This is a genomic window from Micromonospora sp. DT178 (assembly GCF_049841695.1).
Lineage (GTDB): Bacteria > Actinomycetota > Actinomycetes > Mycobacteriales > Micromonosporaceae > Micromonospora.
On sequence record NZ_JBNCKV010000006.1, the window covers coordinates 165,265 to 191,456 of the forward strand.

Consider the following 26,192-nt stretch of genomic DNA (forward strand, 5'->3'; position numbering starts at 1 on the left):
GTGACCCGGCCGACCCCCGGGATGCGGGAGGCGATGGCCACCGCCGACGTCGGCGACGACGTCTACGGCGAGGACCCGACCGTCAACGCGCTGGAGGCCGAGGTCGCCGCGCTGTTCGGGCACGAGGCGGCGCTGTTCGCCCCGAGCGGGTCGATGGCCAACCAGATCGCCCTGCAACTGGTGGTGCCGCCGGGCAACGAACTGCTCTGCGACGCCGACGCGCACGTGGTGACGTACGAGATCGGGGCCGCCGCGGCGTACGGCGGAATCTCCTCGCGGACCTGGCCGGCGGTCGGCGCGGACATCGACCCGGACGCGGTCGCCGCCATGGTCCGCCCGGACGGTTACTGGGCGGTGCCCACCCGGGCGATCGCCGTCGAGCAGACCCACAACCGGGGCGGCGGCGGGGTGATCCCGCTGGCCACCCTGCGCGAGCTGCGCCGGGTCGCCGACGACGCGCAGGTCGCGCTGCACTGCGACGGCGCCCGGATCTGGCACGCGCACGTCGCCGACGGTGTGCCGCTGGCCGACTACGGCGCCCTCTTCGACACCCTGTCGGTCTGCCTCTCCAAGGGCCTCGGCGCGCCGGTCGGTTCGTTGGTCGTCGGCAGCGCCGACAAGATCGAGCGGGCCCGGTTCGTCCGCAAGCGGATGGGCGGCGGGATGCGGCAGGCCGGCATCCTGGCCGCCGCCGGCCGGTACGCCCTCGCCCACCACGTCGACCGGCTCGCCGCCGACCACGCCCGGGCGGCCCGGCTCGCCGAGGCGATCGCCCCGTTCGGGGTGCTGGCGACGACCGTCCGGACCAACCTGGTGCCGCTGGACCTGACCAAGTCGCCGCTGGACGCGCACGCGCTGGCCGCCGCCGCCCGCGCCGAGGGCGTCCTGGTCTCGGTGCTCGGCCCCCGCACGGCCCGCCTGGTCACCCACATGGACGTCGACGACGCCGGCATCGACCGCGCCGTCGATGTCCTCACCCGCATCCTGCGGGGCTGACCGCCCCGCCGGCCCGCGTCAGGGGTGCAGGCGCCGGAGGGTGGCGATGTCGGCGGCGTGGCCGACGTGCTTCTCCGTCGGCGTCTCCACCACGACCGGGACGCCGGCGGTGGCCGGATGCGCCATCAGCTCGGCGAACGCCGGCTCGCCGATGGTGCCCTTGCCGATGTTCTCGTGCCGGTCCCGGGTGGAGCCGCAGAGGTCCTTCGAGTCGTTCGCGTGCACCAGCCGCAGCCGGTCGGCCCCGACCGTCGCCACGAGCGTGTCGAGCGTCGCGGTCATGCCGCCCTCGGCGGCCAGGTCGTGCCCCGCGGCCCAGGCGTGGCACGTGTCGAAGCAGACCCCCAGCCAGGGGTGCCGTTCCACCGCGTCGAGGTAGGGCCCGAGCTGCTCCACCCGGGAGGCGAGCGAGCGACCGCCGCCCGCGCTCGGCTCGACCAGCAGCCGAGGGCCCTCCGCTGCCGCCGCCTCGTCGAGCAGCGGCAGCAACGTCTCGCGTACCTGCCGCATGGCGGCCTCGGCGTACCCCTCGTCGACCGCGCTGCCGGCGTGGAAGACCACACCCTCGGCGCCGATCGCCCGGCCCCGGCGCAGCGCGTGGGCGAGCGTCTCCGCCGAACGCTCGACCGTGTTCGCGGTGGGGGAGCCGAGGTTGACCAGCAGCGACGCGTGGATGAAGACGGGCACGCCCCGCTCGCCGCAGCCGTCGCGGAACAACGTGTCCTGGGCCGGGTCGCCCGCCGGCAGCGCCCAGCCCCGCGAGTTGGACACGTAGACCTGCACGACCTGTGAGCCGGCCGCGTCGACGTACGGCAGGGCGGCCCGCGCCAGGCCGCCGGAGGCGGGCGTGTGCGAGCCGACCAGCCGCTGCGGTGCCGGCATCGTTACATGCATCCGAGGGTGACCGGGGTGGCCGGCGGCACCTGCGTGTTCTCCGGCGGGTTCTGGAACCGGGTGACGCCGTTCGGGTTGAACTGGATCGCCACCGGGAAGCCCTGGCTCTCCAGCAGCTGCTTGGCCTGCTGACAGGGCAGGTCGATGACCCGGGGCACGGCGACCAGCGGCGGGCCCTTGCTGAGCTCCAGCTTGACCTTCGCTCCCCGCTCCACCCCGGTGCCGTCGGCCGGGCTCTGCCCGAGGATCTCGTCCCTGGGCTTGTCGGAGTCCTTGTAGGTGGGCTCCACCAGCTCCAGGCCCAGTTGGGCGAGGATCGTCCGGGCCTCACCCAGGGTCTTGCCGACCAGGTTGGGCACGGAGATCGGGGCTTTGCCCTTGCTCAGGACGACCGTGACCTTGTCGCCCGGCTTCACCTCGGTGCCGACCTTCGGGTTGGTCTCCAACACGACGCCCGCGGGCAGGTTGTCGTCATAGCGGGCGGTGCCCTTGGCCACCACCAGCTTCGCGTCGAGCAGGTCCGCCTCGGCGAGCTCGAACTCCTTGCCCACCACGTCGGGCACCGGGAAACGCTCCGGCCCGAGCGAGAGGGTCAGCGTGATCGTGCCGCCCTTGACGATCCGCGTGGCCGAGACGGGATCCTGCGCCAGCACGGCGTCCTTCGGGACCTTCTCGTCGTAGCGCGGTTCGGCGTAGCTGAGGACGATCCCGGCGCGGGCGGCCTGCGCCTCCGCGTCGGCCTTGGTCATCGCCACCAGCTGCGGGGCCTCCGTGTAGCGCCCGGCCGCGAACCACCAGCCGCCGCCGGCGACCAGCAGGACCAGCACCACCGCGGCGGCGATGGCCGCCATGCGGCCCCGCGGGTCGCCCATCACCCGGGTGCGCAGCGCGGCCAGCCGCGACCACAGGGTCTCGTCCTCCTCGGGCTCGGCCCGGCGACGGCCCGTCCGGGGGCCGCCGCCCTCGGGCAGCCGGGCCCAGGCGGGCCGCTCGGCCGGCCGGACCGCCGCGACCATCATGGTCGGCCCGGCCATCGGCTCGTCGGACACCCGGCGCAGCACGGCGGTACGCGTGTTCGCGTCGCCCAGGTCGTCCCGGACCGCCTGCACCTCGGCCAGCAACGCGCCGGCGTCGGTCGGCCGGGCGCCCGGATCACGCCGGGTGGCCCGGGCGACCAGTTCGTCGAGCGCCTTGGGCAGGCCGGGCACCAGGGTCGACGGCGCCGGGACGTCGTTGTCGACGTGCTGCCAGGCGACGTCGACCGGGCGGTCCCCGTCGTAGGGCACCCGACCGGTGAGCATCTCGAACAGCACGATGCCGGCGGAGTAGACGTCGGTGCGGGGGTCGGCGTGCCCCTCGGTGACCAGTTCCGGGGCCACGTACGCGACCGTGGCCATCAACTGGGTGCCGTTCTCGTCGTCGGCGCTCGCCTCGACCGCCTGGGCCAGCCCGAAGTCGGCGACCTTGACCACGCTGTCGACCAGATTGGCCGCGCCGCCGGTGGGGGCCTCGGCGACCAGCACGTTCTCCGGCTTCACGTCGCGGTGCACCAGCCCCGCCCGGTGCGCGGCGGCGATCGCGGCGAGCATCTGCTCGGCGATGGCCAGCGCCTCGTCGGGGTTGAGCCGGCGCCGCTCGGCGAGCACGTCACGCAGGGTGCGACCGCGGACGTACTCCATCACGAGGTAGGGCAGGCCGGAGTGGGTGCCCTGGTCGTAGACCGCGACGACGTTGGGGTGGGTCAACCGGGCGATGGTCTTCGCCTCGTCGGTGAACCGCTCCACGAAGCCCGCCGCCCGCGCCCGCGGTTCCGGGGCCTGGGACGGATGAATGATCTTGAGTGCGACGGTGCGCTCGAGGCGCTCGTCGGTGGCGGTGTACACGGTCGCCATGCCGCCACGGGCCACGCGACCGCGGATGCGGTAGCGCCCGTCGATCAGCGAGCCCAGCAACGTGTCGGCGACCTGTGTGTCCATCGGCAGGGAGTCTATGTGTCCAGGAGGTGAAGGTTGAACAGGATGCTACAGATGGGGTGCGACAAGGGTCGCGCCGCCGCGCTCGCCTGCCCCGCCGGCCCTGCTCAGCCGGCTCGTGGGGGTGCCGTTGGCCCCGACCGGGCGGGACATGGCAGGGTGGTCCGGTGACCGACTCAGTACCCGCCGACCGGGCCGTGCCCGGCGCCGAATCCGCCGGCCCCGCCGATGCCGCCGACTGGCTGACCCTGCCGGACGTGGCCGAGCGCCTCGACGTGTCGATCAGCAAGGTCCACCAGATGATCCGCGACCGGGAGCTGATCGCGGTGCGCCGCGACGGCGTCCGCCGGATGCCCGCCGACCTGGTGGCCAACCAGACGGTGCTGAAGCACCTGCCCGGCGTGCTCAACCTGCTGGCCGACGGGGGCTACGACGACGAGGGCGCGCTGCGCTGGCTCTACGAGCCGGACGACACCCTGCCCGGCGGCAGCCCCGCGAAGGCGCTCGCCGGCGACCAGGCGCGCGAGGTGAAGCGCCGGGCCCAGGCCCTGGGCTTCTGACCCGCCCCCACCGCCCGCCCCGGGCGGGGCGGGCGGGTCAGTCGGCGCGGCGGGTGGCGGCGATGGCCAGGTCGACCAGGGCCTGTCGGGCCTCGGTGTCCAGGTCGACGGCGGCCAGCGCGGCCAGCGCGGTCTCGGTCAGCGCGCCGATCCGCTGCTCCGTACGCGCCAGCGCCCCGCTGCCGTCGATCAGCTCGCGCAGGCGGGTGACCCCGGCCTCGTCCAGCCCGGGGTCGCCGAGCCCGCCGAGCAGCAGTTCCCGGCCCGCCCCGTCGGTCGTCTCCAGGGCCGCCGCCACCAGGTAGGTCCGCTTGCCCTCCCGCAGGTCGTCACCGGCCGGCTTGCCGGTCTGGGCGGGATCGCCGAAGACCCCCAGCACGTCGTCGCGCAGCTGGAACGCCTCGCCCAGCGGCAGCCCGTACGCCGAGTACGCCGCCCGGACCTCCGCCGACGCGTCGGCCAGCGCGGCCCCGAGCAGCAGCGGCCGTTCGACCGTGTACTTCGCCGACTTGTAGCGGGCGACCTTGCCGGCCCGCTCCACCGAGGTGTCCCCGGTCACCTGGGTCAGCACGTCCAGGTACTGGCCGACGGTGACCTCGGTGCGCATGGCGTCGAAGACGGGCCGGGCCCGGGCCACCGTGTGCGGGTCCAGCCCGGCGGAGTGCAGCAGCTCGTCCGACCAGACCAGGGACAGGTCGCCCAGCAGGATCGCCGCGGCGTCGCCGAAGCCGTCCGCGTCGCCGCCCCAGCTGGACGCCCGGTGCCGCGCGGCGAACCGCCGGTGCACCGCCGGCTCGCCGCGCCGGGTGTCGGACCGGTCCATCAGGTCGTCGTGAATCAGCGCACTGGCCTGCACGAACTCCAACGCGGCCAGGGCCGTGACCACCTGGTCGGTGTCCACCCCGCCGGCTCCCCGGAACCCCCAGTAGGCGAACGCCGGCCGCAGCCGCTTGCCGCCGCCGAGGACGAACGCCTCGATCGCCTCGGCGAGCGGGGCCAGGGCGTCGTCGACCCCGGCCATCCAGGCGCGCTGGCTGGCCAGGAACTCGGTCAGGGCCTTGTCGATCCGTTGACGCAGCCCGGCGCGGTCGACGGGGGAAACAGGAGCAGCGTGGGTCACCCCACGACGCTAGCCGGTCGGGGCGGACCCCGTCGCGCCACCGGGGGGCCGACGCGCCGCACGCCCCGTGGGAGCCCGCCGGCCGGCCGGCCCAGGTGGCGGCCCCGGACGGGGCAGGTACGGAGCCGCCGCGGCGGCGAGCGCCCGGTACCGCCGCACGGCCGGCTCGTCGCCGTGCCCGGCCAGCCGCCGGCGTACCTCCGCCAGTTGGCCGAGTGCGCGCGGCGACCCGGCGCGGACCGCGTCGAGCAGCGCCTCGCCGGCCACCGCGCAGGCCCGCTCCACCTCGCCGAGTTGCAGGTAGCCCCGGGCCAGCCAGCCGCCGTAGATCGCGGCGGTGCGGGGGCCGCGCCGCCGGACGGCGTGCAGCGGCGCCTCGGCCGGGAGCGGTCGGCCCAGTGCGACCAGCGCGCGCCCCCTCATCGCCGCCAACTCCGGCCCGTCGAGCCAGTAGAGCCACGGCGGCTCGCGACCCGGCTCCGGCGCGTCGGTCACCCGGCGTGCCGCGTCGAGCGCCTGCCGGGCCGCCCCCGCCCGCCCGCCGAGCGCCGCGGCCAGGGCCACCCGGTGCAGCAGCAGGGCGCGCAGGCCGGGGCTGGCCGAGCGCCGTGCCCCGGCGTACGCGGTGCGGGCCAGCACCAGCGCGCCCGCCGGGTCGCCGACGCCGGTGAGCAGGTGGCTGGCCGAGCCGAGCACGTGCCCGCCGAGCGCCGGGTCGCCGGCCGTCGCGGCGGCGCGCAGCGCCAGCCGGTACGCGTGCAGGGCGCCCGCGGCGTCCCCCGCGTCCGCGGCGAGCCAGCCGGCGAGCTGGGCGGACTCGGCCAGCTCGGGCAGCAGCCGAGGGCGTGCGGAGGGGGCGCACCCGGACAGCGCCCGCACCGCCCGTCCCAGCCGGTACGCCCCGAGCCCGGCCAGGTCGGCCCCGCCGACGAGGTCGTCGAGCCGGCGCAGCTCCGCCAGCCGTACCGGCCCCGCGCCGTCGCCCCGGTCGGCGTGCCGGGTGGGCACGCCGGGCAGCAGCACGGCGCGCGGGTCGGCAAGCCAGCGCTGGGCCAGGGCGAGCAGCGCCGCCCGGGGCCGGGACCCGCCGAAGGCCGGCGGCGGACCGAGGCCGCGGGTGCGGGCCGCGGCGGTGACCAGCAGCTCGACCGGCACCGCGAGGACGACGGCGAGCCAGCCGAGCCAGAAGTCGCCGGGGACGCGCAGCTGCCGCTCCCACCGGGAGACCTCGTGCCGGCTGAGGGTCGGCACCCCGGACGCGGCGCAGAGTTCGGCCGCGACCCGTAGCTGGCTCCAGCCCCGGGCCAGCCGGAGCTGGGCGAGCAGCGGCCCGAGCAGTTGCGGGCCGGGCGGCGGGGGCGGCGTCATCGGTCCTCCGGGCGGGTGTCGGCGCGGCGGCGGCGCGGGCCCCGGAACGGGACCGGTGCGCCACCGGTGGATGCTGACCCCCGCGCGTGCCCCCGGCGGGTCGGCCTCCGGCCGGGCCCACCCCGCGCAACCCCATGACTACTCCGGGGGTACGACGCTTTCCGGCCCCGGCGGCTCCGCGTTCGTGCGGTCCTGCGTCCGCCAGTGTGGGAAGGTCTCGGCCCGGCGGGCCCGGCCCGCTAGAGTCGGGACGTGGCGCTCGGTCTTCCATCGGTCCTCCCCAATCCGCAGCCGGCGATCGGGGAGCTGATCCGTGACCGCCAGCCGACCTTCTCCTTCGAGTTCTTCCCGCCCAAGACCGCGCAGGGCGAGCGGCTGCTGTGGCAGGCGATCCGCGAGCTGGAGTCGCTGCGCCCGTCGTTCGTCTCGATCACCTACGGCGCGGGCGGGTCGACCCGCGACACCACCGTCGCCGTCACCGAGCGGATCGCCACCGAGACCACCCTGCTGCCGATGGCCCACCTGACCGCGGTCAACCACTCCGTGGCCGAGCTGCGCCACGTCATCGGCCGGCTCGCCGGGGTCGGGGTGCGCAACGTGCTCGCCGTGCGGGGCGACCCGCCGGGCGACCCGGGCGGCGACTGGGTGCGCCACCCCGAGGGGGTGCTCTACGCCGAGGACCTGGTCCGCCTGGTGCGCGACGCCGGCGACTTCAGCGTCGGGGTGGCCGCCTTCCCCTACAAGCACCCGCGTTCACCCGACGTGGCCAGCGACACGGAGCACTTCGTGCGCAAGTGCCGGGCCGGCGCCGAATTCGCGATCACCCAGATGTTCTTCGACGCCGACGACTACCTGCGGCTGCGCGACCGGGTCGCCGCCACCGGCTGCGACACCCCGATCCTGGCCGGCGTGATGCCGGTGACCCAGATCGGCACCATCGAGCGCTCCACGCAGCTCTCGGGGGCGCCCTTCCCGCCGGCCCTGGCCGACCAGTTCGCGAAGGTCGCCGACGACCCGGAGGCGGTACGCCGGCTCGGCGTCGAGCAGGCCAGCGAGATGTGCCGGCGGCTGCTAGACGAGGGCGTGCCGGGGATCCACTTCATCACCCTCAACCGTTCCACCGCCACCCGCGAGGTGTGGCAGAACCTCCAGGTCGCCGCGCGGATGTGACCCCGCTGCCGCGACACCTGAGCGGCGGTGCGACGGTTGTTCCGTGGTGGGCACACAGCTGAACTGGGATGAGTACGCCACGGCCTGGGCACGGCTGCACGGGGGCTTCGACCCCCGGGCGGCGGCCCCGGTCGTCCGCGCCTGGCTGCGGTTCGCCTACCACGTCGGGTTCGTGCTGGGCCGGCTGCGGGTCGGCCCGACCCCGGTCACCGTGGTCGGCGTGCTGCTCTGCGCCTGCGTGCCGCTGTTCGCCGTACGGCCGCAGGACGGTCCCTTCCTCGCGGCGCTGTTCGTGCTCCTCGCCGCGGTGGCGGACAGCGTCGACGGCGCGGTGGCGGTGGCCACGAACCGGACCACCCGGCTCGGCTACGTCTACGACTCGCTGGCGGACCGGCTCGGCGAGGTCGCCTGGCTGGCCGCGTTCTGGCTGATCGGCGCGCCGGGGCCGCTCGTCGTGACCGCCGGTGCGCTCTCCTGGCTGCACGAGTACGTCCGCGCCCGGGCGGTCTCCGCCGGCATGCGGGAACTCGGCGCGGTGACCGTGGGGGAGCGCCCCACCCGGGTCTCGGTGGCCCTGGTCGGGCTGCTGCTGGCCGGGCTGACCGCGCTGATCGAGCCGGACCTCGCCGCCGGCACGATCACCATGGCGACCGCCGTGTGGGTGCTGCTGGCCGGCTTCGGCCTCGGCCAGTTGCTCTCCGCCGTCCGCCGCGCCCTGATCGACGCCGGCTGACCGCGCCGGCCCGGTCCGCCCGGGCTGCCGGGAAGGCCCGGCGGTCGACGCGGTCCCCCCGCCCGTCGGCAGCTACCAGGCGGGGCCGATGTCGTCGGCGACGATCTGGGCGGAGAGGGTCACCATCGGCAGGCCGCCGCCCGGGTGGCTGGAGCCGCCGACCAGCCACAGCCCGTGCGCCGGGCCCCGGTTGGCCGGGCGCAGCAGGCCGCCGGCGGTGCCGTAGATCGACCCGCCGGGCGCGCCGGTCGCGTCGTCCAGGTCGGCCGGGGTGCGGACCTCCCGGAACACCAGCCGGTCCCGCACGTCGACGCCGCGCCCGGCCAGCACGTCGAGGACCCGGTCGGCGTACGCCTCGGCGAGGCCGGGCCGGCGCCAGTCGACGGCACCGCCGGCGGTGCCGTGCCGGGGCGCGTTGACCAGCACGAACCACGCCTCGTGACCGGCGGGCCGGACCACCGGGTCGTCGGCCACGGTGACGAAGACGGTGGGATCGGCCGCCGGCCGGGCCCGCACGCCGCGCCCCGGGTGGCCGAAGACCGCGTCGAACTCGGCGTCGTAGTCGCGGGGGAAGAACACGTTGTGGTGGGCCAGCCCGGAGTCGCCGGCGACGCCGAGCAGCAGCACGAAACCGGCCAGGCTGCGGTCGGTCAGCCCGGCCAGCCGGCGCGGGCTGGGCAGCAGGTCCCGGTAGAGGGTGAGCGCGTCGACGTTGGCCACCACCACGTCGGCGGGGACCGGGGCGGTGACGCCGCGCAGGCGTACGCCGTGCACCCGCCCGCCCGCGGCGTCGATCCGGGTGACGGTGGCGCCGGTCTGCACGACCACGCCGAGATCCAGGCAGCGGGTGAGCAGCGCGTCGGCGAGCGTGCCCAGCCCGCCGCGCAGGTACCAGCCGCCGAAGGTCAGCTCGGCGTAGGGCACGGCGACCAGCGCGGCCGGCGCCCGGCGCGGGTCGGCGCCGGTGTAGGTGGCGTACCGGTCCAGCAGCATCCGCAGCCGGGGGTCCGACAGGTGCCGTCGGCCCAGCCCGCGCAGCGTCCGGCCCGGACCGATGGCGGCCAGGTCGCCCAGCCGCCAGGCCAGCGCGGCCAGGTCCAGCGGGGAGTCGATCGGGCGGCGCAGGATGTCCCGGTGCGACGCCTGCCACACCCGCGCGGCCCGGCGCCACAGCCGCTGCCAGTCCGTGGCGGCCCGGTCGCCGAAGGCCGCGCCGATCCGGGCGGCGAACTCGGCCGGGTCGGCGCAGGAGTCGAGGGCCGGGCCGCCGCCGGGGAAGACGTGCCGCACGATCGGGTCCACCGGCGCCAGGTCCAGGTACTCGTCGAGCTTCGCGCCGGTCGCCTCGAACAGGTCGTGGAAGACGTCGGGCAGGGTGAGCAGGCTCGGCCCGGTGTCGAAGTGGAACGGGCCCGCCGGGGTGTCGCGCACGTACCGGCCGAGCTTGCCACCGACGGTGCCCGCGCGTTCGAGCACGGTGACCTGGTGCCCGGTGGCGGCCAGCCGGGCGGCGGTGGCCAGCCCTCCCACCCCGGCGCCGACGACCACGATCCGCGCCATGCCGCGCCTCCCTAGGTGACGGGGCGGCCGCGCCAGGACAGGCGACGCCGCTTCCGCAGATGGTACGACCGCAGGGTCAGCCAACCGAGGACCACGACCGACACGGGGTGTGCCAGCGCGTCGGGCCACCACCGGCCACCGGTCGCCCGGGCGCTGACCGCCCGCCCGGCCACCCCGAGCAGGTAGGCGGCGAGCGCCGCGGCGGCCACCGTCGGCGCGCCGGCGGCCAGGGCGACGACCGCCAGCAGCGGGGGAGCGGTGTAGAGCAGGAGCAGCAGGGTCACGACGACGGCCGCCGCCCCCGGGTGGCCGAAGGTCGCCCAGAGCGACTTCGAGTAGCCGTCGCGCAGCTGCGGCCAGTCCTCGTACATCCGGCAGGCGGCCAGCCGCGAGCCGTCGGCGAGGGCGATCCGGCCGCCGCCCCGCTTGACCGCGCGGGCCAGCTCGACGTCCTCCAGGATCTTCCCGGCCACCACGGCGTGCCCGCCGGCGGCCTCGTAGCCGGCCCGGTCCACCACCAGGAACTGCCCGCCGGCGGCGGCCAGCGACGGCCGCCGCGAGCGCTCCATCGCCCGCAGCGGCAGGAAGGTGAGCCACAGCCACTGCAACAGCGGCTGGACCAGCCGGTCGGCCACCGTCGCCACCAGGATCCGGGGGTACGGCGACAGCAGCGTCACCCGCGCGGCACGCAGCTCGGTGACGGCCGCCGCGACCGCGTCCGGGGCGAGCACCACGTCGGCGTCGACGAAGACCAGCGCGGTCGCCGCGGGGTCGGCCCGGGTGGCCAGCTGCCAGCAGGCGTGCGGCTTGCCCAGCCAGCCCGGCGGCGGGGCGACCCCGTCGAGCAGGGTGACCCGGGGGTCGTCGCCCGCCACCGCGCGGACCACGTCCGCGGTGCCGTCGGTCGACCCGTCGTCGAGCACCACCACGCGCAGCCGCGGCACGCCCCGCTGGGCGAGCAGCGCGCGCAGGCACGGGGTGACCCGCGCGGCCTCGTCGCGCAGCGGCAGCAGCACCGCCACGGGCTCGGTGACCGGCGCCGGCCGCTCGGCCGGGCGGCGCAGCCAGCGGCCGGCGTTGACCAGGGTGTGCGCGGTCAGCGCGGCCACGCCGAGCAGCAGCGCCAGGACGGCGGTCATGCCGTCGCGTCGACGCCGGGGCGCTGCGGCTGACGGGACCGGTGCCTATCGTCGCGGCGGGAACGGAGCAGCATGACCGCCAGCGGCACGGCGGCCACCGACATGCCGACCGCGCCCCAGAGCGCCGAGGCGGGCAGGTCGAGGAAGACCGCGTGGGCCAGCACGCTGGAGAAGTACGTCCACAGCCAGAGCGCGAACATCGGGCCGTCCCGCCCGTCGGTGGTGGCCACGGCGGGCCCGGCCAGCGGGCGCAGCGCGCTCATCATCAGCACGGCGAAGAGCATCCAGCCCAGGTAGTTGCTCACCGGGATGCCGGGCAGGCCGGGCAGTGCGGGGGTGGCGTCCCGCCAGACCCAGTAGCCCTCGGCCACCATCTGCGGGTCGAGGAAGAGGTCCCAGGCGGCCAGCCCGACGGCGGCCAGCGCGATCCGCCGGACGGGGAACCGGCCTCCCGGCCGACCACCGCTGCCCGGCCCGCTGCCGGGGGCGCCGCCGGCCCCCAGTGGCCCGCCGCCGGCGTCGCCCCCGGTCAGCCGGGTGGCGGCCAGCCAGGCCGGCCAGGCCATCCAGGTCCAGGCCAGCGGGATGATCAGCGGCACCCCGGCCAGCTTCGGCCCCAACTCGCCGGAGTAGTCGTAGCTGCCGAACGGGAAGCCGGTGGCCACGCCGAGCGCCTCGATGGCGAACCCGCCGCCCGTGGCCACCGCGACCAGCGCCGCCGCCGTACGCGGGCCCCGGCTGAGCAGCGCGTGGCCGACCGAGAGCAGGTAGCCGAGCACGACGGTGGCGACGGTCAGCCGGGCCCGGGTCTCCCCGGTGGTCAGCGGGTAGCAGATCTGCGTCAGCACCAGCACGGCCAGCAGCGCCCAGGACAGCCGTCGGGTCACGCGGCGCCCCGGCCGGGCGGGGTGGGTGTCGGCGGCTCCAGCGGCAGGTCCCGGCCGAGCACGCCGAACGGGCGCTCGTCGCCGGGGAAGTGGAAGTCGCGCAGGACGTCGACGAAGCCGAACCGGCGGTACAGCCGCCAGGCCCGGGACCGCTGTTCGTCGGCCTCGGGGGTGGAGAGCAGCGTGGTCGTGCCCTCCGCCAGGCTGAGCAGGGCCCGCAGCTGCCGCGCGCCCAGGCCGTGACCCTGCGCGGGCGGGCGGACGTGCAGCTCGACCACCTCGAAGCAGTGGGTCAGCCAGTGCTGCCGGGTCGGGGCGTCCAGCGCCCGCCATACCTGGTCGTGCCACCACTGCCCGGAGCCGCCCAGGTAGCCGTAGCCGAAGCCGGCCAGGTGGCCCTCGCTGGTCAGGCTGGCTACGGCGCGGAAGCCGGGTCGGCGTACGTGGGTGGCGATGTAGCCGCGCCGGGACTCCAGCAGCTCCGGGCGGTACCCCATCGCCTCGCCGTAGACGGCCACCACGTCGTCCAGCCGTCGGACGAGATCGTCCGGCGTCCACCGCACCAACCTCATGCCCGTACACCCTCCGCCGCTCCCGGATCGCCGTCCGCGACCCACCCCAGCACCGCCCGGTCACCCACCACGTCGCGCACCTCGAACCGCGCGAAGAGCTCCTCCGCGTACCACCCCTCGGTGGGGGTCCGCATGATCGCCGCCCGGTGCTCCGGGTGACGGTACGCGAACGCCACGAGGTCCGTTGGCTCGCGCCACACGCTCACCGTGCCCTGCCAGCCCAGCGGGGCCTCGCCGACGCCGAAGCGGGCCAGCAGGCCGGGTGCGGCGTGCAGCGCGGCGGCCACCGGGGGGATCGCCCGCCAGAAGGTGGCCGCCCGCCGTGGCCGCAGCCGGGCCCGGGTCAGCGCCAGCACCGGGCCGGTGACCCGGCCGCCGGGCGGCTCCCCGAACGGCCGGCGCCCCGACCACTCGCCCCGGCTGCTCAGCGGGCGCAGGTCGACCCGGACGGACGCGCGGGCGATCCGCGCCCAGGCGCGCCCCACCGGCGAGCCGTCGAAGCCGGCCGCGGCGGCGGGGGAGTCCCACACGGTCAGCGCCGCCCACCGGGTGAGGTCGGCGTCGCCCGGCCCGAAGCCGGTGCCGGTCCCGGTGCCGAGCAGCTTGCCGAACCGCACGCCGGGCACGGCGCGCAGCCGGCGGGGGTCGACCGCCATCCGGGTCAACGCCCGGGGCAGCGCGGCGCGGGAGGTGCGCCACACGTGCAGCGTGACCAGCTCCGGGACGTCGGTCCCCATGGTTCGCTCGCTCCGCTCGCTCACGCCACCGCCTCGCTCCGCTCGACGGCGGCGCGAGGCGCCACGCTGCTGAGCCCCATGGTTCGCTCGCTCCGCTCGCTCACGCCACCCCGGTCGGGACGCCGCCGGTGACCCGCAGCAGCTCCGGGTACGTGGTGGGGAAGACCGCCCGCGGCACGCCGCCGGCCGCCCAGATCTCGTCGTACGACTCCAGGGCGGTGTCGACCAGGGTGCGCAGCGGGCGCGGGTGGCCGACCGGGGCGACCCCGCCGATCACCTGCCCGGTGTGCGCGCGGACGAACTCCGGGGTGGCCCGGCGCAGCCGGCCGACCCCGATGGACGCGGCCAGGCCGGCGGTGTCCACCCGGTGCGCGCCGGAGGTGAGCACCAGCAGCGGCGCGCCGTCCGCCTCGAAGACGAGCGAGTTGGCGATCTGGCCGACCGCGACGCCGAGCGACTCGGCGGCGGCAGCGGCGGTGTGGACCGCGTCGGGCAGCAGGCGGACGAGGCTCGGGGCGCCGGACCCGTCCCGGGCGCCCGCGGCGTCGAGCACGTCCTGCACCGCCCGCACGTTCGGGTGTGGCTGCATGTCGACCATTCTTCCCGGTACGCCGGTCGGCGGCTCAGTCGGCCGTGCCGGGCCCCGACCGGACGGGGCGGGACGCCGTCCGGCCGGCTCCGGGCGGGACGGTGACGGCGTCCGGGGCGGGCGGCGCGGCGGTCCGGGCCGGGGCGACCCGGGCCGTCTCGGCCAGCGCGACGCCGACCAGCACCAGGAGCCCGCCGGTGAGCTGGGCGGTGTTGAGCGCCTCACCGGGGCCGATCACGATCCAGGCGACCGTCGAGGCGAGCACCGGCTCGGCCATGCCGATGATCCCGACGCTGGTCGCGGGGAGGTGCCGCATCGCCCCGGCCACCAGCAGGTACGGCGCGATGGAGCCGAGCACCACCGTGTACGCGCAGAGCAGCGCCACGGGCACGCCCCCCTCGGTGTCGGCGGCCAGCGGCTCCCAGCCGCCGGTGCCGACGGTGACCGCGCGGGTGAGCAGGCCCGCCACGGCGGCGGCGCCGAACGCCCAGGTGCACAGCGACAAGGTGTCCCGACGCGCCGTGCCGTGGGCGCCGAGCACGTAGTACACGGCGAGGAAGACCGCGGCGCCGAGACCGGCGAGCACGCCGAGGCCGTCCAGCTTCAGCTCGCCCCACACCTCGGCCACACAGCCGAGGCCGACCAGGCTCAACGCCAGGCCGGCCCAGAGCCGCGGGCGTACCCGGTGGCGCTGGCCGAACCGGGCCCAGAGGGCGACCAGCAGCGGGGCGGTGTACTCGAACAGCAGCCCGATCCCGACCGGCAGCCGGGAGATGGCGACGAAGTAGAGCATCGGTACGGCGAAGAACCCGGCCAGCCCGTACCCGATCAGCAGCGGCAGCTGGCCGGGGGTGACCCGGAGCCGGCGGGCCCCCGGACGCAGCAGCACGCTCAGGACCAGCAGCCCGGTGACGGCCCCGGCGGCGCGCAGCAGGGTGAGCTGCGGGGCATCCAGGCCGGCGCGGAGCACCAGCTTGGAGACGGTGCCGTTGACGGCGAAGAGCCCGGCCGAGGCGAGCACCATGGCGACCCCGAGGACGGGGCGGGGGGTTGTCACGAGCGGAGGCTACCGCCGTGGTCCCTTGCCGGCGCCCGCCACGGTCGCGGCGGCGGGCGCCGGGGCCGGCACCTGCCGGGACGTCGACCGACGCCCGCGTGCCACACGTTGCGTTTTCGTCGGTGGGAGGGTGTACTGTCAGCAGCAGTTAGAACGAGTGTTCGATTGCCTCGAACGCCCGTTCCAACAGACCCGGGGCGGTGTTTCGCGGCGCGGCTCCGGGCGGTGCGGCTCCGCGGGCCGCACCTGGGTCCCGGGCAGTCGCGAGTCCGGGCCCGTCAGGCAGGAGCGTCGCCCGCCGCCCACGACCCCCGGGCGGCGGGCGACGAACCCGCCGGTAACGCCGGCCGGGTGTGGTGTGGGGAAGCGTCCACACCGGCCGGCCACCACCGGTGCGTCTTCCTCCGCACCACTCGACCCGGCGTCCCGCCGGCGGCCCAGGGCCGTCTCCGGGGCGGCGCCTCGGCCACGTGGAGGAGACAGTCCCATGCCGACCAACCCGGCTCAGGCACCGACGGTGCCGGCGCACGTGCTGCCGCACCGCACCCCCGCCCAGCTTCTCGCGGTGGCCCGGCGCGGGCTGGCCGAGGCCGCCCAGACCCGTCCCGACGGCCTCCGTTACGCCGCCGCCCACCTGGCCGCGCTCCGGGCGGCCGCGGCGGTGCTCGCCGCCCGGGCACGTCCCGCCCCCGCCCGACGCCACCGGGTCACCAGCGTCTGGGTCCTGCTCTCCGGTGTCGCCCCCGAGCTCGACGAGTGGGCCCGGTTCTTCGCCCTCGGCGCCGGCAAGCGGGCCGCCGCCGAGGCTGGCATCCCACGGGTCGTGACCGCCCGGGAGGCCGACGACCTGCTGCGCTCCGCCGAGCAGTTCGTCACGGTCGTGGAGGCCGCGCTCGGCGTGGCCCACCAACCGGCGCTCGACGGCCTCGCGGCCTGACCCGGGCACCCGGCCGCCGGCCGCCGGCCGCCCGGCGGCGACCGGTGCCCGGCGCGCCACGCGCACGTCTGATCCGACAGCACGACGGGGGGTAGGTCCGATGGCGGGCCGGATGGTGGTCGGTTCCGCCGCACTGGCCGGTCTGGTGCGCCCGGCGAGCGCGCCGGACCCGGCGGCCGGTCACCGGCTGTTGCCGGTGGCCCCCGAGCTGACCGGGCTGCTGCCCAACCGGGGGTTGCGACGGGGCAGCACGATCGCGGTCGCCGCCGGCCAGCCCCGGCGCAGCGGCGGCACCTCGCTGGTCCTGGCGCTGCTCGCCGAGGCGTCCCGGGCCGGCTCGTGGTGTGCCGTGGTCGGGGTCCCGACGTTCGGGGCGGGCGCCGCCGCCGAGTTGGGCATCTCCCTGGACCGGCTCGCCCTGGTGCCCCACCCGGGCCCGGAGTGGGCCACCGTCATCGCCGCGCTGATCGACGGGGTGGACGTCGTGGTCACCGCCGTGCCGACGGCGGTCTCCGCCTCGGTCGCCAACCGGCTGGCCGCCCGGGCCCGGCAGCGCGGCAGCGTCCTCGTCCCGTACGGGCGGTGGGACGGCGCGGACGTGACCCTCCAGGTGGTCCGGGGCGCCTGGGAGGGGCTCGGGCAGGGGCGGGGCCGGCTGCGTCGCCGCGAGGTCACCGTCTCCGCGCGGGGCCGCGGGGCCGCCGCCCGCCCCAAGGAGATCAAGGTCTGGCTGCCCGGGGACGGGCTCACCCGGGTCATTCCCCGCTCCGCTCCCGCCGCCGCCGTCTCCGCCACCGGCCGGTCGACCGCCGGCCGGCTCCGCCAGGTCGGCCCGGCCGTCGCCTCCGCGCCCACCGGCCCGCCCCGTCGTGCCGCGCTCACCCTGGTCGGTCCGACGTGACCGCCGCGCCCGCCCTGGACCCGACGTGACCGTCGTGCCCGTGCGGACCCTGCTGCTCTGGTGCCCGGACTGGCCGGTGCTCGCCGCGGAGATCGTCGACGGGGTGCCGGCCACCGACCCGGTCGCCGTGCTGCACGCCAACCGGGTGGTCGCCTGCTCCGAGCGGGCCCGCGCCGAGGGGGTGCGTCGGGGGCTGCGCAGACGGGAGGCCCAGGGCCGGTGCCCGCAGCTCACCGCCGTCGAGTACGACCCCGGGCGGGACGCCCGGGCGTTCGAACCGGTGGTCGCCGCCGTCGAGGAACTGGTCGCCGGCGTCGAGGTGGTACGCCCCGGCGCGTGCGCGGTGGCGGCCCGTGGGCCGAGCCGCTACCTCGGGGGCGAGGAGGCGGCCGCCGAGCGGATCGTCGAGCACGTCGCCCAGGCCTGCGCGGTGGAGAGCCAGGTCGGCATCGCCGACGGGGTGTTCGCCGCCGGGCTGGCCGCCCGCGACGGACGGGTCGTTCCGCCCGGCGGGACACCGGGGTTCCTCGCCGACCTGCCGGTCGAGGCACTCGGCCGCCCGGCCCTGGCCGACCTGCTGCGCCGGCTCGGCGTACGCACCCTGGGCGACTTCGCCGTGCTGCCCGCCGGCGACGTGCTGGCCCGGTTCGGCTTCGACGGTGCGCTGGCCCACCGGTTGGCGGCCGGGCGGGACCACCGTCAGCTCGCGGTCCGGCGTCCCCCGGTCGACCTCGCGGTCACCGCCGACCACGACGAGCCGCTCGACCGGGTCGACGCGGCGGCCTTCGCCGCCCGGGCGCTGGCCGAACGGCTGCACGACCGGCTCGCCGCACACGGGCTGGCCTGCACCCGTCTCGGCATCGAGGCGGTCACCGCGCACGGCCAGGAACTGCACCGGGTCTGGCGGCACGACGGGCTGCTCACCGCCGCGGCCATCGCCGACCGGGTGCGCTGGCAGCTCGACGGCTGGCTGTCCGGCAGCACCGGCCGGGCCGGCACCCGCCCGACCCGCCCGACGGCGGGCATCATCCGGCTGCGGCTGGTCCCGGACGGGGTGGTCGCGCAGGCCGGCCTGCAACCCGGCCTGTGGGGGGAGACCGGCGAGGAGCGGGAGCGGGCGCACCGGGCGTTGAGCCGGGTGCAGGGCATCCTCGGCCCCGAGGCGGTGGTCACCGCGGTGCTTGGCGGCGGGCGCTCGCCGGCGGACCAGGTGCGCCTGGTGCCGTGGGGCGACGAACGCCTGCCGGCCCGGCCCGTCCCGCCGCCGTGGCCGGGCCGGCTCCCGCCACCCGCGCCGGCCGTGGTGCTGCCCGACCCGCTCGCCGCGGTCGTGCACGACGCCGCCGGCGAGCCGGTCGAGGTCAGCGCGCGACTCCAGGTCAGCGCCGAGCCGGCCCGACTGACCGTGGGCGCCGCCCGGCCGGTCGAGATCGTCGGCTGGGCGGGTCCGTGGCCGGTCGACGAGCGCTGGTGGGCGCCGGCCGAGGCCCGCCGCCGGGCCCGGTTCCAGGTCTGTCTGGCCGACGGTACGGCCCTGCTGCTCGCCGTCGAGGCCGGGCGGTGGCTGGTGGAGGCGATCTATGACTGAGCGCCCGCCCACGGTCACCGACCGACACCCGCCCCGCCCCCGCCGCCCCGCTCGACCCGACGCCCTGCCGGCGCGTCGGCTCGGCCGGGGTGAAGCCCTGCCGGCGTGCCGGTCCGGTGCGCTGCCGGCGCGTCGGCTCGCGCGGGGTGAAGCCCTGCTGGCCTGCCTGCCGGCGCTGTCGAGCTGCCCCGTTGACGCGACCGCCGGACGTTGGCTTTCGGATCTTGGAGAGTTTCGGCCCCTCCAGGGGCCGAAACTTCCCAAGATCTCTCCGGCTGCCCGCACGGAGGGGCTCTGATGAGCTTCCACAACCCGAAGCTGCCCTGGTCGGAGTTGGAGCGCGTGCTCTCCGGCCGGGAATCCGGCACCGGCCGACCGCGTGCGGGTGCGGGCCGGTCGGGTGTGGGTCGGTCGGGTGGGGGCCGAGTGGGTGCGGGCGGGTCGGGGGAGGGGCGGGCCGGCGGGGAGGGCGGCCGGGTGCGCGACGAGCGGCACCTGCACGTGGTCGACCCGTTGGCCGTGGACGCCGACGGCGGCGACTCTCCTGCCTGGAGCCGCAGTCGGGAGCAGTACCAGCCGCCCGAGGTGGCCCGCCCCGACGACGCGGTGCCGTACGCCGAGCTGCACGCGCACACCAACTTCAGCTTCCTCGACGGCGCCAGCCACCCGGAGGAGCTGGCCGAGGAGGCGGCCCGGCTGGGCCTCACCGCGCTCGCCGTCACCGACCACGACGGCTTCTACGGGGTGGTGCGCTTCGCCGAGGCGGCCCGCGCGTTGCACCTGCCGACGATCTTCGGCGCGGAGCTCTCCCTGGACCTACCCGGCCCGCAGAACGGCGAGCCGGACCCGCTCGGGCGGCACCTGCTGCTGCTCGCCCACGGCCACGAGGGGTACGCCCGGCTGGCCGCGATGATCGCCCGCGCCCAGCTGCGTGGCGGGGAGAAGGGCCGCCCGGTCTACGGCGACCTGGAGGAGATCGCCGCCGAACTGCGGGACCACGTGCTGGTGCTCACCGGCTGCCGCAAGGGGCACGTGCCGTCGGCGCTGCTCACCGAGGGGGTGGACGCGGCGGCCCGGGAGCTGGACCGGCTGACCGCCCTGTTCGGCGCGGAGACGGTGGCGGTGGAGCTGACCGACCACGGGCACCCGGTGGACGCCGACCGTAACGACGCGCTCGCCGAGCTGGCGGCGACGGCCGGGCTGCCCACGGTGGCCACCAACAACGTGCACTACGCCACCCCGGGCCGGCGCCGGCTGGCCACCACCGTGGCCGCCGTACGGGCCCGGCGCAGCCTGGACGAGATCGACGGCTGGCTGCCCGCGGCCGGCACCGCCCACCTGCGCGGCGGCGTCGAGATGGCGGCCCGGTTCGCCGCGTACCCCGGCGCGGTGGCGCGGGCCGCCGAGTTCGGCGCCGAGCTCGCCTTCGACCTCCAGCTCGTCGCGCCGCGGCTGCCGGCGTACCCGGTGCCGCCCGGGCACACCGAGATGAGCTGGCTGCGCCACCTGACCCACGCCGGCGCCCGCGAGCGCTACGGCCCGCCCGAGGCGCACCCGAGGGCGTACGCGCAGCTCGAACACGAGCTGAACATGATCGAGGAGCTGGGCTTCCCCGGCTACTTCCTGGTGGTCTACGACATCGTCACGTTCTGCCGCGAGCAGGACATCTACTGCCAGGGTCGGGGCTCGGCGGCCAACTCGGCGGTCTGCTACGCGCTGCGGATCACCAACGTGGACGCCGTCCGGCACCGGCTGCTCTTCGAGCGCTTCCTCGCCCCGGAGCGCGACGGCCCGCCGGACATCGACGTCGACATCGAGTCCGACCGCCGGGAGGAGGTGATCCAGCACGTCTACGCCCGCTACGGCCGGGAGCACGCCGCGCAGGTCGCCAACGTCATCTCCTACCGGCCCCGCTCGGCGGTGCGCGACGTGGCCAAGGCGTTCGGGTTCTCGCCCGGCCAGCAGGACGCCTGGAGCAAGCAGATCGACCGCTGGGGCTCCGTGGCGTCCGTCGACGTGGCGGACATCCCCGAGCAGGTGGTCGCGTACGCCAACGAGTTGCAGACGTTCCCCCGGCACCTGGGCATCCACTCCGGCGGCATGGTGATCTGCGACCGGCCGGTGATCGAGGTGTGCCCGGTGGAGTGGGGGCGGATGCCGGGCCGCAGCGTGCTCCAGTGGGACAAGGACGACTGCGCCGCCGTCGGCCTGGTCAAGTTCGACCTGCTCGGGCTCGGCATGCTCTCCGCGCTGCACTACGGCTACGACATGATCGGGATGAGCCTGGACCTCGGCGACATGACGCTGGACGACCCCGAGGTCTACGACATGCTCTGCCGGGCCGACTCGGTCGGGGTGTTCCAGGTGGAGAGCCGCGCCCAGATGGCCACCCTGCCCCGGCTGAAGCCCCGCGAGTTCTACGACCTGGTGGTCGAGGTGGCGCTGATCCGGCCCGGCCCGATCCAGGGCGGCTCGGTGCACCCGTACATCCGGCGCAAGAACGGCCAGGAGCCGGTGACCTACCCGCACCCGCTGATGCGCAACGCGCTGGAGAAGACCCTCGGCGTGCCGCTGTTCCAGGAGCAGCTGATGCAGCTCGCCATCGACCTGGCCGGCTTCGACGCGGCGGGGGCCGACCAGCTGCGCCGGGCGATGGGCGCGAAGCGTTCCGCCGAGCGGATGGCCCGCATCGCCGACCGGCTCTACGCGGGGATGGCCGCGCGGGGCATCACCGGCGGACTGGCCGACGACGTCTACCGCAAGCTCTCCGCGTTCGCCAGCTACGGCTTCCCGGAGAGCCACGCGATGAGCTTCGCCTACCTGGTCTACGCCAGCTCCTGGCTCAAGCGCTACCACCCGGGTCCGTTCCTGGCCGCGCTGCTCAACGCCCAGCCGATGGGCTTCTACTCGCCGCAGACGCTTGTCGACGACGCCCGCCGGCACGGGGTGGAGGTGCGCCGGCCGGACGTCAACGCCAGTGGCGCACTGGCGGTGCTGGAGTCCACCCCGCAGACCCGGTGGGGCAGCGCGCCGGGCGAGCCGCCGCACGCCTGGGGGCTGAACGGGCCCGCCGTCCGGCTCGGGCTCTCCGGCGTGCGTACCCTCGGCGCCGGGGTGGCCGAGCGGATCGAGGCGGAGCGGGCGGCGCGCGGGCCGTACCGCGACATGCCGGACCTGGCCCGGCGCGTGGGTCTCACCGCCGCGCAGCTGGAGGCGCTGGCCACCGCGGACGCCTTCGCCTGTTTCGGGCTGTCCCGGCGGCAGGCCCTCTGGGCCGCCGGCGCGGCGGCCCAGGACCGGCCGGGCCGGCTGCCGGGCACGGTGACCGGCGCGACCGCGCCCACCCTGCCCGGGATGGAGGCGGTGGAGCGGCTGGTCGCCGACGTGTGGGCGACCGGGCTGTCACCGGAGAGCCACCCGGCCCGCTTCATCCGCCCCCGGCTCGACGCGCTCGGCGCGGTACCGATCGCCCGGCTCGGCCAGGTGGAGCCGGGGCGGCGCATCCGGGTCGGCGGGATCGTCACCCACCGGCAGCGGCCCGCGACCGCCGGCGGGGTCACCTTCCTCAACCTGGAGGACGAGACGGGGATGCTCAACGTCACCTGCTCCCCGGGCCTGTGGCAGCGCTACCGGCGGGTGGCCCGCACGAGCGCCGCGCTGGTGGTGCGGGGCCAGCTGCAGCGGCACGAGGGAGTGATCAACCTCACCGCCGACCGGCTGGACGCCATCGAACCGCCGGTCAGCCCGCCCTCGCGCGACTTCCGCTGACGGCAGTGATCCACATTACGGTTTTCCGCGCCCGATGGAGGGACACTCCAGCTCGCGCGGGCAGAGTGGCCCGTGCGAGCACGAGGGGGACAACGATCATGGGAAACAACGAGCGTAGCGGTGGGGTGGCGAACTCCCGGCGGACCCGGCTCGGCGCCGGTTGGACCCCGAGTCACCACACGGAGCCGCGCGAGTACGAGATCGTCGAGGGCCCGGTGGCCAACGCCCTGCGGTCGCGGGCCGAGGACGACGCCGCCGCCGGCGAGTCCTGATCTCCCACCCCGGAGCCGGCCGGGCCGCCGGCTCGGTGCGGCTGGACCGGGTGACTAGGCTCGACCGGGTGGAGCAGACCCCAGGCCGGCTCGCCGGGCCGCCGCTGACCCCCCGTACCGCCGTGATCTGGTCGGTGCTGCGCGCCGAGTTGGAGCGTCGCGCCGGCAACGCGCTGACCGTGCTCGACGTCGGCGGCGGCACGGGCGGCTTCGCCGTGCCGCTGGCCGAGGCCGGGCACCGGGTCACCGTGGTCGACGCCAGTCCCGACGCGCTCGCCGCACTGACCCGCCGGGCCTCCGAGGCCGGCGTGGCCGAGCGGGTCCGCGCCGTGCAGGGCGACGGCGACGCGCTCGCCGGCCTGGTCGAGCCGGGCAGCGCCGACCTGGTGCTCTGCCACGCCGTGCTGGAGGTCGTCGACGACCCGGCGGCGGTGGTGGCGGCGTTGGCCGCCGCGCTGCGGCCGGGCGGCGCCGCGAGCGTGCTGGTCGCCGGCCGGGCCGCCGCCGTGCTCGGCCGGGCCGTCAACGGGCACCTGGACGTCGCCGCCGCGCTGGCCGCCGATCCGGCCGGCACCGCCGGCACCCGGGACACCCTGCGCCGCCGCTACGACGCCGACGGCGCCGCCGCGCTGCTCGCCACCGCCGGGCTCGTGGTCGAGCAGATCCACGGCGTACGCGTGCTCGCCGACCTGCTCCCCGCCGCCGTCGCCGACGGCCAGCCCGCCGCCCTGGTCGAGCTGGAGCGGGCGCTCGCCGCCCGGGCGCCCTGGCGGGACCTCGCCGCCCAGCTGCACCTGTTCGCCCGCCGCCCGTGACCGACCCGCTGGAGATCGTCGGGCCGCGCTACGGCGACGCCAGTCTCGCCGACATCCTGCCCGGCGCGCTCGCCGTGCTCGGCGTGCCCGGCGCCGCCGACCCGCTCGGGCTGGTCACCGCGCTGCCCGGGGTACGCCGGATCGCGGTGCTGCTCGTCGACGGCCTCGGCTGGCACCAGATCCCGACCGCCGCGCCGTACGCGCCGACCCTGGCGGGGCTGGCCGCGACCGCCGGCCGGCCGCTGACCTGTGGCTTCCCGTCGACCACGCCGACCAGCCTGGTGACCCTGGGCACCGGTGCCGCGCCCGGCGCGCACGGCGTACTCGGCTTCACCGTGCGGGTACCGGGGACCGACCGGGTGCTCAACCACATCGAGTGGGCGGCCGACCCGGCGCCGCTGCGCTGGCAGCCGGTCCGTACCCAGCTGGAACGCGCCCGCGCCGCCGGGGTCGCGGTGACCGCGGTGAGCCGGCCGGAGTTCGGCGGCAGCGGGTTGACGCTGGCCGCCAACCGGGGCGGCGACTACCGCGGCGCGGCCGGCGTCGACGCGCTCGCGGAACGGATGCTCGCCGCCCTGGCCGCCGGGTCGGGGCCCACGCTGGTCTCCGGCTACCACCCCGACCTGGACCGGCACGGCCACCTCACGGGCGTCGACTCGGCGCCCTGGCGGATCGCCGCGGGCGAGGTGGACCGGCTGCTGGCCCGGCTCGTCGACGGGCTGCCGCCCGACGCCGCGCTGCTGGTCACCGCCGACCACGGCCAGCTCGACATCCCGGCCGGACACCGCTTCGACCTGGACACCGACCCCCGGCTGCGCGCCGGGCTGGAGGTGGTCGCCGGGGAACCCCGGGTCCGCTACCTGCACGTCACCCCCGGCGCCCTGGACGACGTCGTGGCCGCCTGGTCGGCGGTGCTCGCAGACGCGGCCCGGGTGCGTACCCGCGACGAGGTGGTGGCCGCCGGCTGGTTCGGCCCGGTGGCGGAGGAACACCTGGCGCGCATCGGCGACGTGGTGGTGATCTGCAACGGCACGTACGCGGTGACCGCCTCCCGCTCCGAGCCGCCGGCGGTCTCCCGGCTGGTGGCGTACCACGGGGCGGACACGGCGGCCGAGATGGCGATCCCGCTGCTGGTCGTACGCGGCTGACCGCGCCGACCCGGCCGTGGCGGGTCGCCGGCCCGGGGTCCCGTCCGGGCGGGATGTCGCAGGTCCGGGCTAGCCTGCGGGGATGGGCCGCAGCCAGTCGTTGCCCGGGGGCGGCGATCCCCGGTTCGGGCCGGACGCCGACGACTCCGGCTGCCCGATCCTGCACGTCGACATGGACGCCTTCTTCGCCTCGGTCGAGGTCCGCCGCCGGCCGGAGCTGCGCGGTCGGCCCGTCGTGGTCGGCGGGACCGGCCCGCGCGGGGTGGTGAGCTCCGCCAGCTACGAGGCCCGCCGCTACGGGGTGCGCAGCGCGATGCCCACCGCGCGGGCCCGGGCGCTCTGCCCGCAGGCGGTCTACCTGCCGCCCGACTTCCCGCAGTACTCGGCGGCCTCCGCCGCCGTCATGCAGATCTTCCGCGACGTGACTCCGCTGGTCGAGCCGCTCTCCCTGGACGAGGCGTTCCTCGACGTGGCCGGCGCCCGGCGGCTCTTCGGTCCGCCCGCCGCCATCGCCCGGCGCATCCGTGAGCGGGTCGCCGCCGAGCAGGGGCTGACCTGTTCGGTCGGCGTCGCCCCGAGCAAGTTCGTGGCCAAGCTCGGCTCGACCCGCGCCAAGCCCGACGGGCTGCTCGTCGTCCCGGCCACCCGGGTGCTCGACTTCCTGCACCCGCTGCCGGTGTCGGCGCTGTGGGGGGTGGGGGAGCGTTCCACCGAGACGCTGCGGCGGCTGGGCCTGGCCACGATCGGCGATCTCGCCGAGGCGCCGGTCGGCATGCTGCGCAAGGCGCTCGGCGAGGCGTCCGCCGCCCACCTGCACGAGCTGGCCTGGGGGCGCGACCCGCGCCGGGTCAGTTCCGAGCAGGTGGAGAAGTCGATCGGCGCGGAGGTGACCTTCGACGTCGACGTCACCGACCCGCTGGAGATCCGCCGGGCGCTGCTCGCCCTCGCCGAGAAGGTCGGCATCCGGCTGCGCCGGGCCGGGCAGGTCGGGCGCACCGTGTCGCTCAAGGTGCGACTGGCCGACTTCCGCACCGTCAGCCGTTCCCGCACGGTGGGCGTGCCGACCGACGTCGCCAGGGAGATCTTCGACACCGTCTGGGCGCTCTACACCGTGCTCGACCCGGGTGAGCCCGTCCGTCTGGTCGGCGTACGGGTCGAAGGGCTCGCCGCCGCGCGGGAGACTCCCCGACAGCTCACCCTCGGCGCGCCCGAGCGGGGCTGGCGGGAGGCGGAGGCCGCAGCCGACGCCGCTGCTGCCCGTTTCGGGCGGTCCGTCATAGGTCCGGCCAGTCTGCTCGGGGCCCGCGAGGGGCGACGAAATGAAAATCCACCCCGGCCGTAGGTCGTCCCGCTTTCCGACGCGCGAGGGCCCTCGTAGACTTGCGGGTAAGCAGCCGGTTGGCTGCCA

The 26,192-nt window shown here is 76.7% G+C and carries 23 protein-coding genes; 12 read left to right on the plus strand and 11 right to left on the minus strand.

All coding sequences use genetic code 11. From position 1 onward, the window contains the following. Window positions 1-21 precede the first annotated feature (21 nt). Window positions 22-996 (plus strand): threonine aldolase family protein, encoded by a 975-nt coding sequence (locus ACLQ22_RS13730; RefSeq protein ID WP_425692774.1) that lies wholly within the window; start codon window positions 22-24, stop codon window positions 994-996. Between the two features lie 18 nt (window positions 997-1,014). Here the strand turns inward: ACLQ22_RS13730 and ACLQ22_RS13735 are convergent, their stop codons facing one another. Both ACLQ22_RS13735 and pknB read right to left on the minus strand, forming a co-directional pair. Then, on the minus strand, window positions 1,015-1,878 hold the full coding sequence (locus ACLQ22_RS13735; protein ID WP_425692593.1) for a deoxyribonuclease IV: 864 nt from the start codon (window positions 1,876-1,878) through the stop codon (window positions 1,015-1,017). Window positions 1,879-1,880: 2 nt separating this feature from the next. Then, complete coding sequence (pknB, locus tag ACLQ22_RS13740; protein WP_425692594.1) at window positions 1,881-3,866, minus strand: Stk1 family PASTA domain-containing Ser/Thr kinase; 1,986 nt, start codon at window positions 3,864-3,866, stop codon at window positions 1,881-1,883. Between the two features lie 164 nt (window positions 3,867-4,030). On the opposite strand from pknB, the gene ACLQ22_RS13745 reads away from it, so the two are divergent. Next, window positions 4,031-4,423 (plus strand): Rv2175c family DNA-binding protein, encoded by a 393-nt coding sequence (locus ACLQ22_RS13745; RefSeq protein WP_425692595.1) that lies wholly within the window; start codon window positions 4,031-4,033, stop codon window positions 4,421-4,423. A gap of 37 nt (window positions 4,424-4,460) precedes the next feature. Here the strand turns inward: ACLQ22_RS13745 and ACLQ22_RS13750 are convergent, their stop codons facing one another. Next, the gene (locus ACLQ22_RS13750; RefSeq protein ID WP_425692596.1) at window positions 4,461-5,543 is read right to left on the minus strand and encodes a polyprenyl synthetase family protein; all 1,083 of its coding nucleotides are present in this window, start codon (window positions 5,541-5,543) and stop codon (window positions 4,461-4,463) included. A 9-nt stretch (window positions 5,544-5,552) separates the two neighbouring features. Next, window positions 5,553-6,911, minus strand: a complete 1,359-nt coding sequence (locus ACLQ22_RS13755) for a helix-turn-helix domain-containing protein (protein WP_425692597.1) — start codon at window positions 6,909-6,911, stop codon at window positions 5,553-5,555. Between the two features lie 252 nt (window positions 6,912-7,163). Here ACLQ22_RS13755 and metF point away from each other — a divergent pair, with 252 nt between their 5' ends. Further along, on the plus strand, window positions 7,164-8,081 hold the full coding sequence (gene metF, locus ACLQ22_RS13760) for a methylenetetrahydrofolate reductase [NAD(P)H] (RefSeq protein WP_425692598.1): 918 nt from the start codon (window positions 7,164-7,166) through the stop codon (window positions 8,079-8,081). Window positions 8,082-8,124: 43 nt separating this feature from the next. After that, entirely contained in the window at window positions 8,125-8,814 is a 690-nt protein-coding gene (locus ACLQ22_RS13765) for a CDP-alcohol phosphatidyltransferase family protein (RefSeq protein WP_425692599.1), read from the plus strand. A 72-nt stretch (window positions 8,815-8,886) separates the two neighbouring features. Here the strand turns inward: ACLQ22_RS13765 and ACLQ22_RS13770 are convergent, their stop codons facing one another. From ACLQ22_RS13770 to ACLQ22_RS13800, 7 genes are all read right to left on the minus strand, one after another. Beyond that, window positions 8,887-10,374, minus strand: coding sequence for a phytoene desaturase family protein (locus tag ACLQ22_RS13770; RefSeq protein WP_425692600.1), 1,488 nt, complete (start codon window positions 10,372-10,374; stop codon window positions 8,887-8,889). Window positions 10,375-10,385: 11 nt separating this feature from the next. Next, window positions 10,386-11,513 carry a glycosyltransferase gene (locus tag ACLQ22_RS13775; protein ID WP_425692601.1) on the minus strand — a complete coding sequence of 376 codons (1,128 nt, stop codon included), beginning with the start codon at window positions 11,511-11,513 and terminating at the stop codon, window positions 10,386-10,388. After that, on the minus strand, window positions 11,510-12,400 hold the full coding sequence (locus ACLQ22_RS13780; protein WP_425692602.1) for a carotenoid biosynthesis protein: 891 nt from the start codon (window positions 12,398-12,400) through the stop codon (window positions 11,510-11,512). Before ACLQ22_RS13780 ends, ACLQ22_RS13775 begins: the two co-directional genes overlap by 4 nt. After that, entirely contained in the window at window positions 12,397-12,972 is a 576-nt protein-coding gene (locus ACLQ22_RS13785; RefSeq protein ID WP_425692603.1) for a GNAT family N-acetyltransferase, read from the minus strand. Before ACLQ22_RS13785 ends, ACLQ22_RS13780 begins: the two co-directional genes overlap by 4 nt. Beyond that, window positions 12,969-13,709, minus strand: coding sequence for a monooxygenase (locus ACLQ22_RS13790; protein WP_425692604.1), 741 nt, complete (start codon window positions 13,707-13,709; stop codon window positions 12,969-12,971). Before ACLQ22_RS13790 ends, ACLQ22_RS13785 begins: the two co-directional genes overlap by 4 nt. 100 nt (window positions 13,710-13,809) lie before the next feature. Further along, window positions 13,810-14,298 carry a YbaK/EbsC family protein gene (locus tag ACLQ22_RS13795; protein ID WP_366642032.1) on the minus strand — a complete coding sequence of 163 codons (489 nt, stop codon included), beginning with the start codon at window positions 14,296-14,298 and terminating at the stop codon, window positions 13,810-13,812. Between the two features lie 34 nt (window positions 14,299-14,332). Then, on the minus strand, window positions 14,333-15,355 hold the full coding sequence (locus ACLQ22_RS13800; RefSeq protein ID WP_425692605.1) for an EamA family transporter: 1,023 nt from the start codon (window positions 15,353-15,355) through the stop codon (window positions 14,333-14,335). Window positions 15,356-15,842: 487 nt separating this feature from the next. Between ACLQ22_RS13800 and ACLQ22_RS13805 the strand changes: the two genes are divergently transcribed. The 8 genes from ACLQ22_RS13805 to ACLQ22_RS13840 all read left to right on the plus strand — a co-directional run bounded on the left by ACLQ22_RS13805 (window position 15,843) and on the right by ACLQ22_RS13840 (window position 26,126). Beyond that, a complete protein-coding gene (locus ACLQ22_RS13805) occupies window positions 15,843-16,292 on the plus strand; it encodes an SAV_6107 family HEPN domain-containing protein (RefSeq protein WP_121400525.1) in 450 nt (149 codons plus the stop codon). A gap of 100 nt (window positions 16,293-16,392) precedes the next feature. Continuing rightward, on the plus strand, window positions 16,393-17,193 hold the full coding sequence (locus tag ACLQ22_RS13810; RefSeq protein WP_425692606.1) for a hypothetical protein: 801 nt from the start codon (window positions 16,393-16,395) through the stop codon (window positions 17,191-17,193). Window positions 17,194-17,218: 25 nt separating this feature from the next. Next, complete coding sequence (locus ACLQ22_RS13815) at window positions 17,219-18,781, plus strand: DNA polymerase Y family protein (protein WP_425692607.1); 1,563 nt, start codon at window positions 17,219-17,221, stop codon at window positions 18,779-18,781. Between the two features lie 297 nt (window positions 18,782-19,078). Next, on the plus strand, window positions 19,079-22,549 hold the full coding sequence (locus tag ACLQ22_RS13820; protein ID WP_425692608.1) for an error-prone DNA polymerase: 3,471 nt from the start codon (window positions 19,079-19,081) through the stop codon (window positions 22,547-22,549). Window positions 22,550-22,647: 98 nt separating this feature from the next. Continuing rightward, a complete protein-coding gene (locus ACLQ22_RS13825; protein ID WP_425692609.1) occupies window positions 22,648-22,821 on the plus strand; it encodes a hypothetical protein in 174 nt (57 codons plus the stop codon). 50 nt (window positions 22,822-22,871) lie between these two features. After that, window positions 22,872-23,636 carry a class I SAM-dependent methyltransferase gene (locus ACLQ22_RS13830; protein WP_425692610.1) on the plus strand — a complete coding sequence of 255 codons (765 nt, stop codon included), beginning with the start codon at window positions 22,872-22,874 and terminating at the stop codon, window positions 23,634-23,636. After that, a complete protein-coding gene (locus ACLQ22_RS13835) occupies window positions 23,588-24,784 on the plus strand; it encodes an alkaline phosphatase family protein (RefSeq protein ID WP_425692775.1) in 1,197 nt (398 codons plus the stop codon). Before ACLQ22_RS13830 ends, ACLQ22_RS13835 begins: the two co-directional genes overlap by 49 nt. Before the next feature lie 82 nt (window positions 24,785-24,866). Further along, on the plus strand, window positions 24,867-26,126 hold the full coding sequence (locus ACLQ22_RS13840) for a DNA polymerase IV (RefSeq protein WP_425692611.1): 1,260 nt from the start codon (window positions 24,867-24,869) through the stop codon (window positions 26,124-26,126). Window positions 26,127-26,192: the final 66 nt, after the last annotated feature.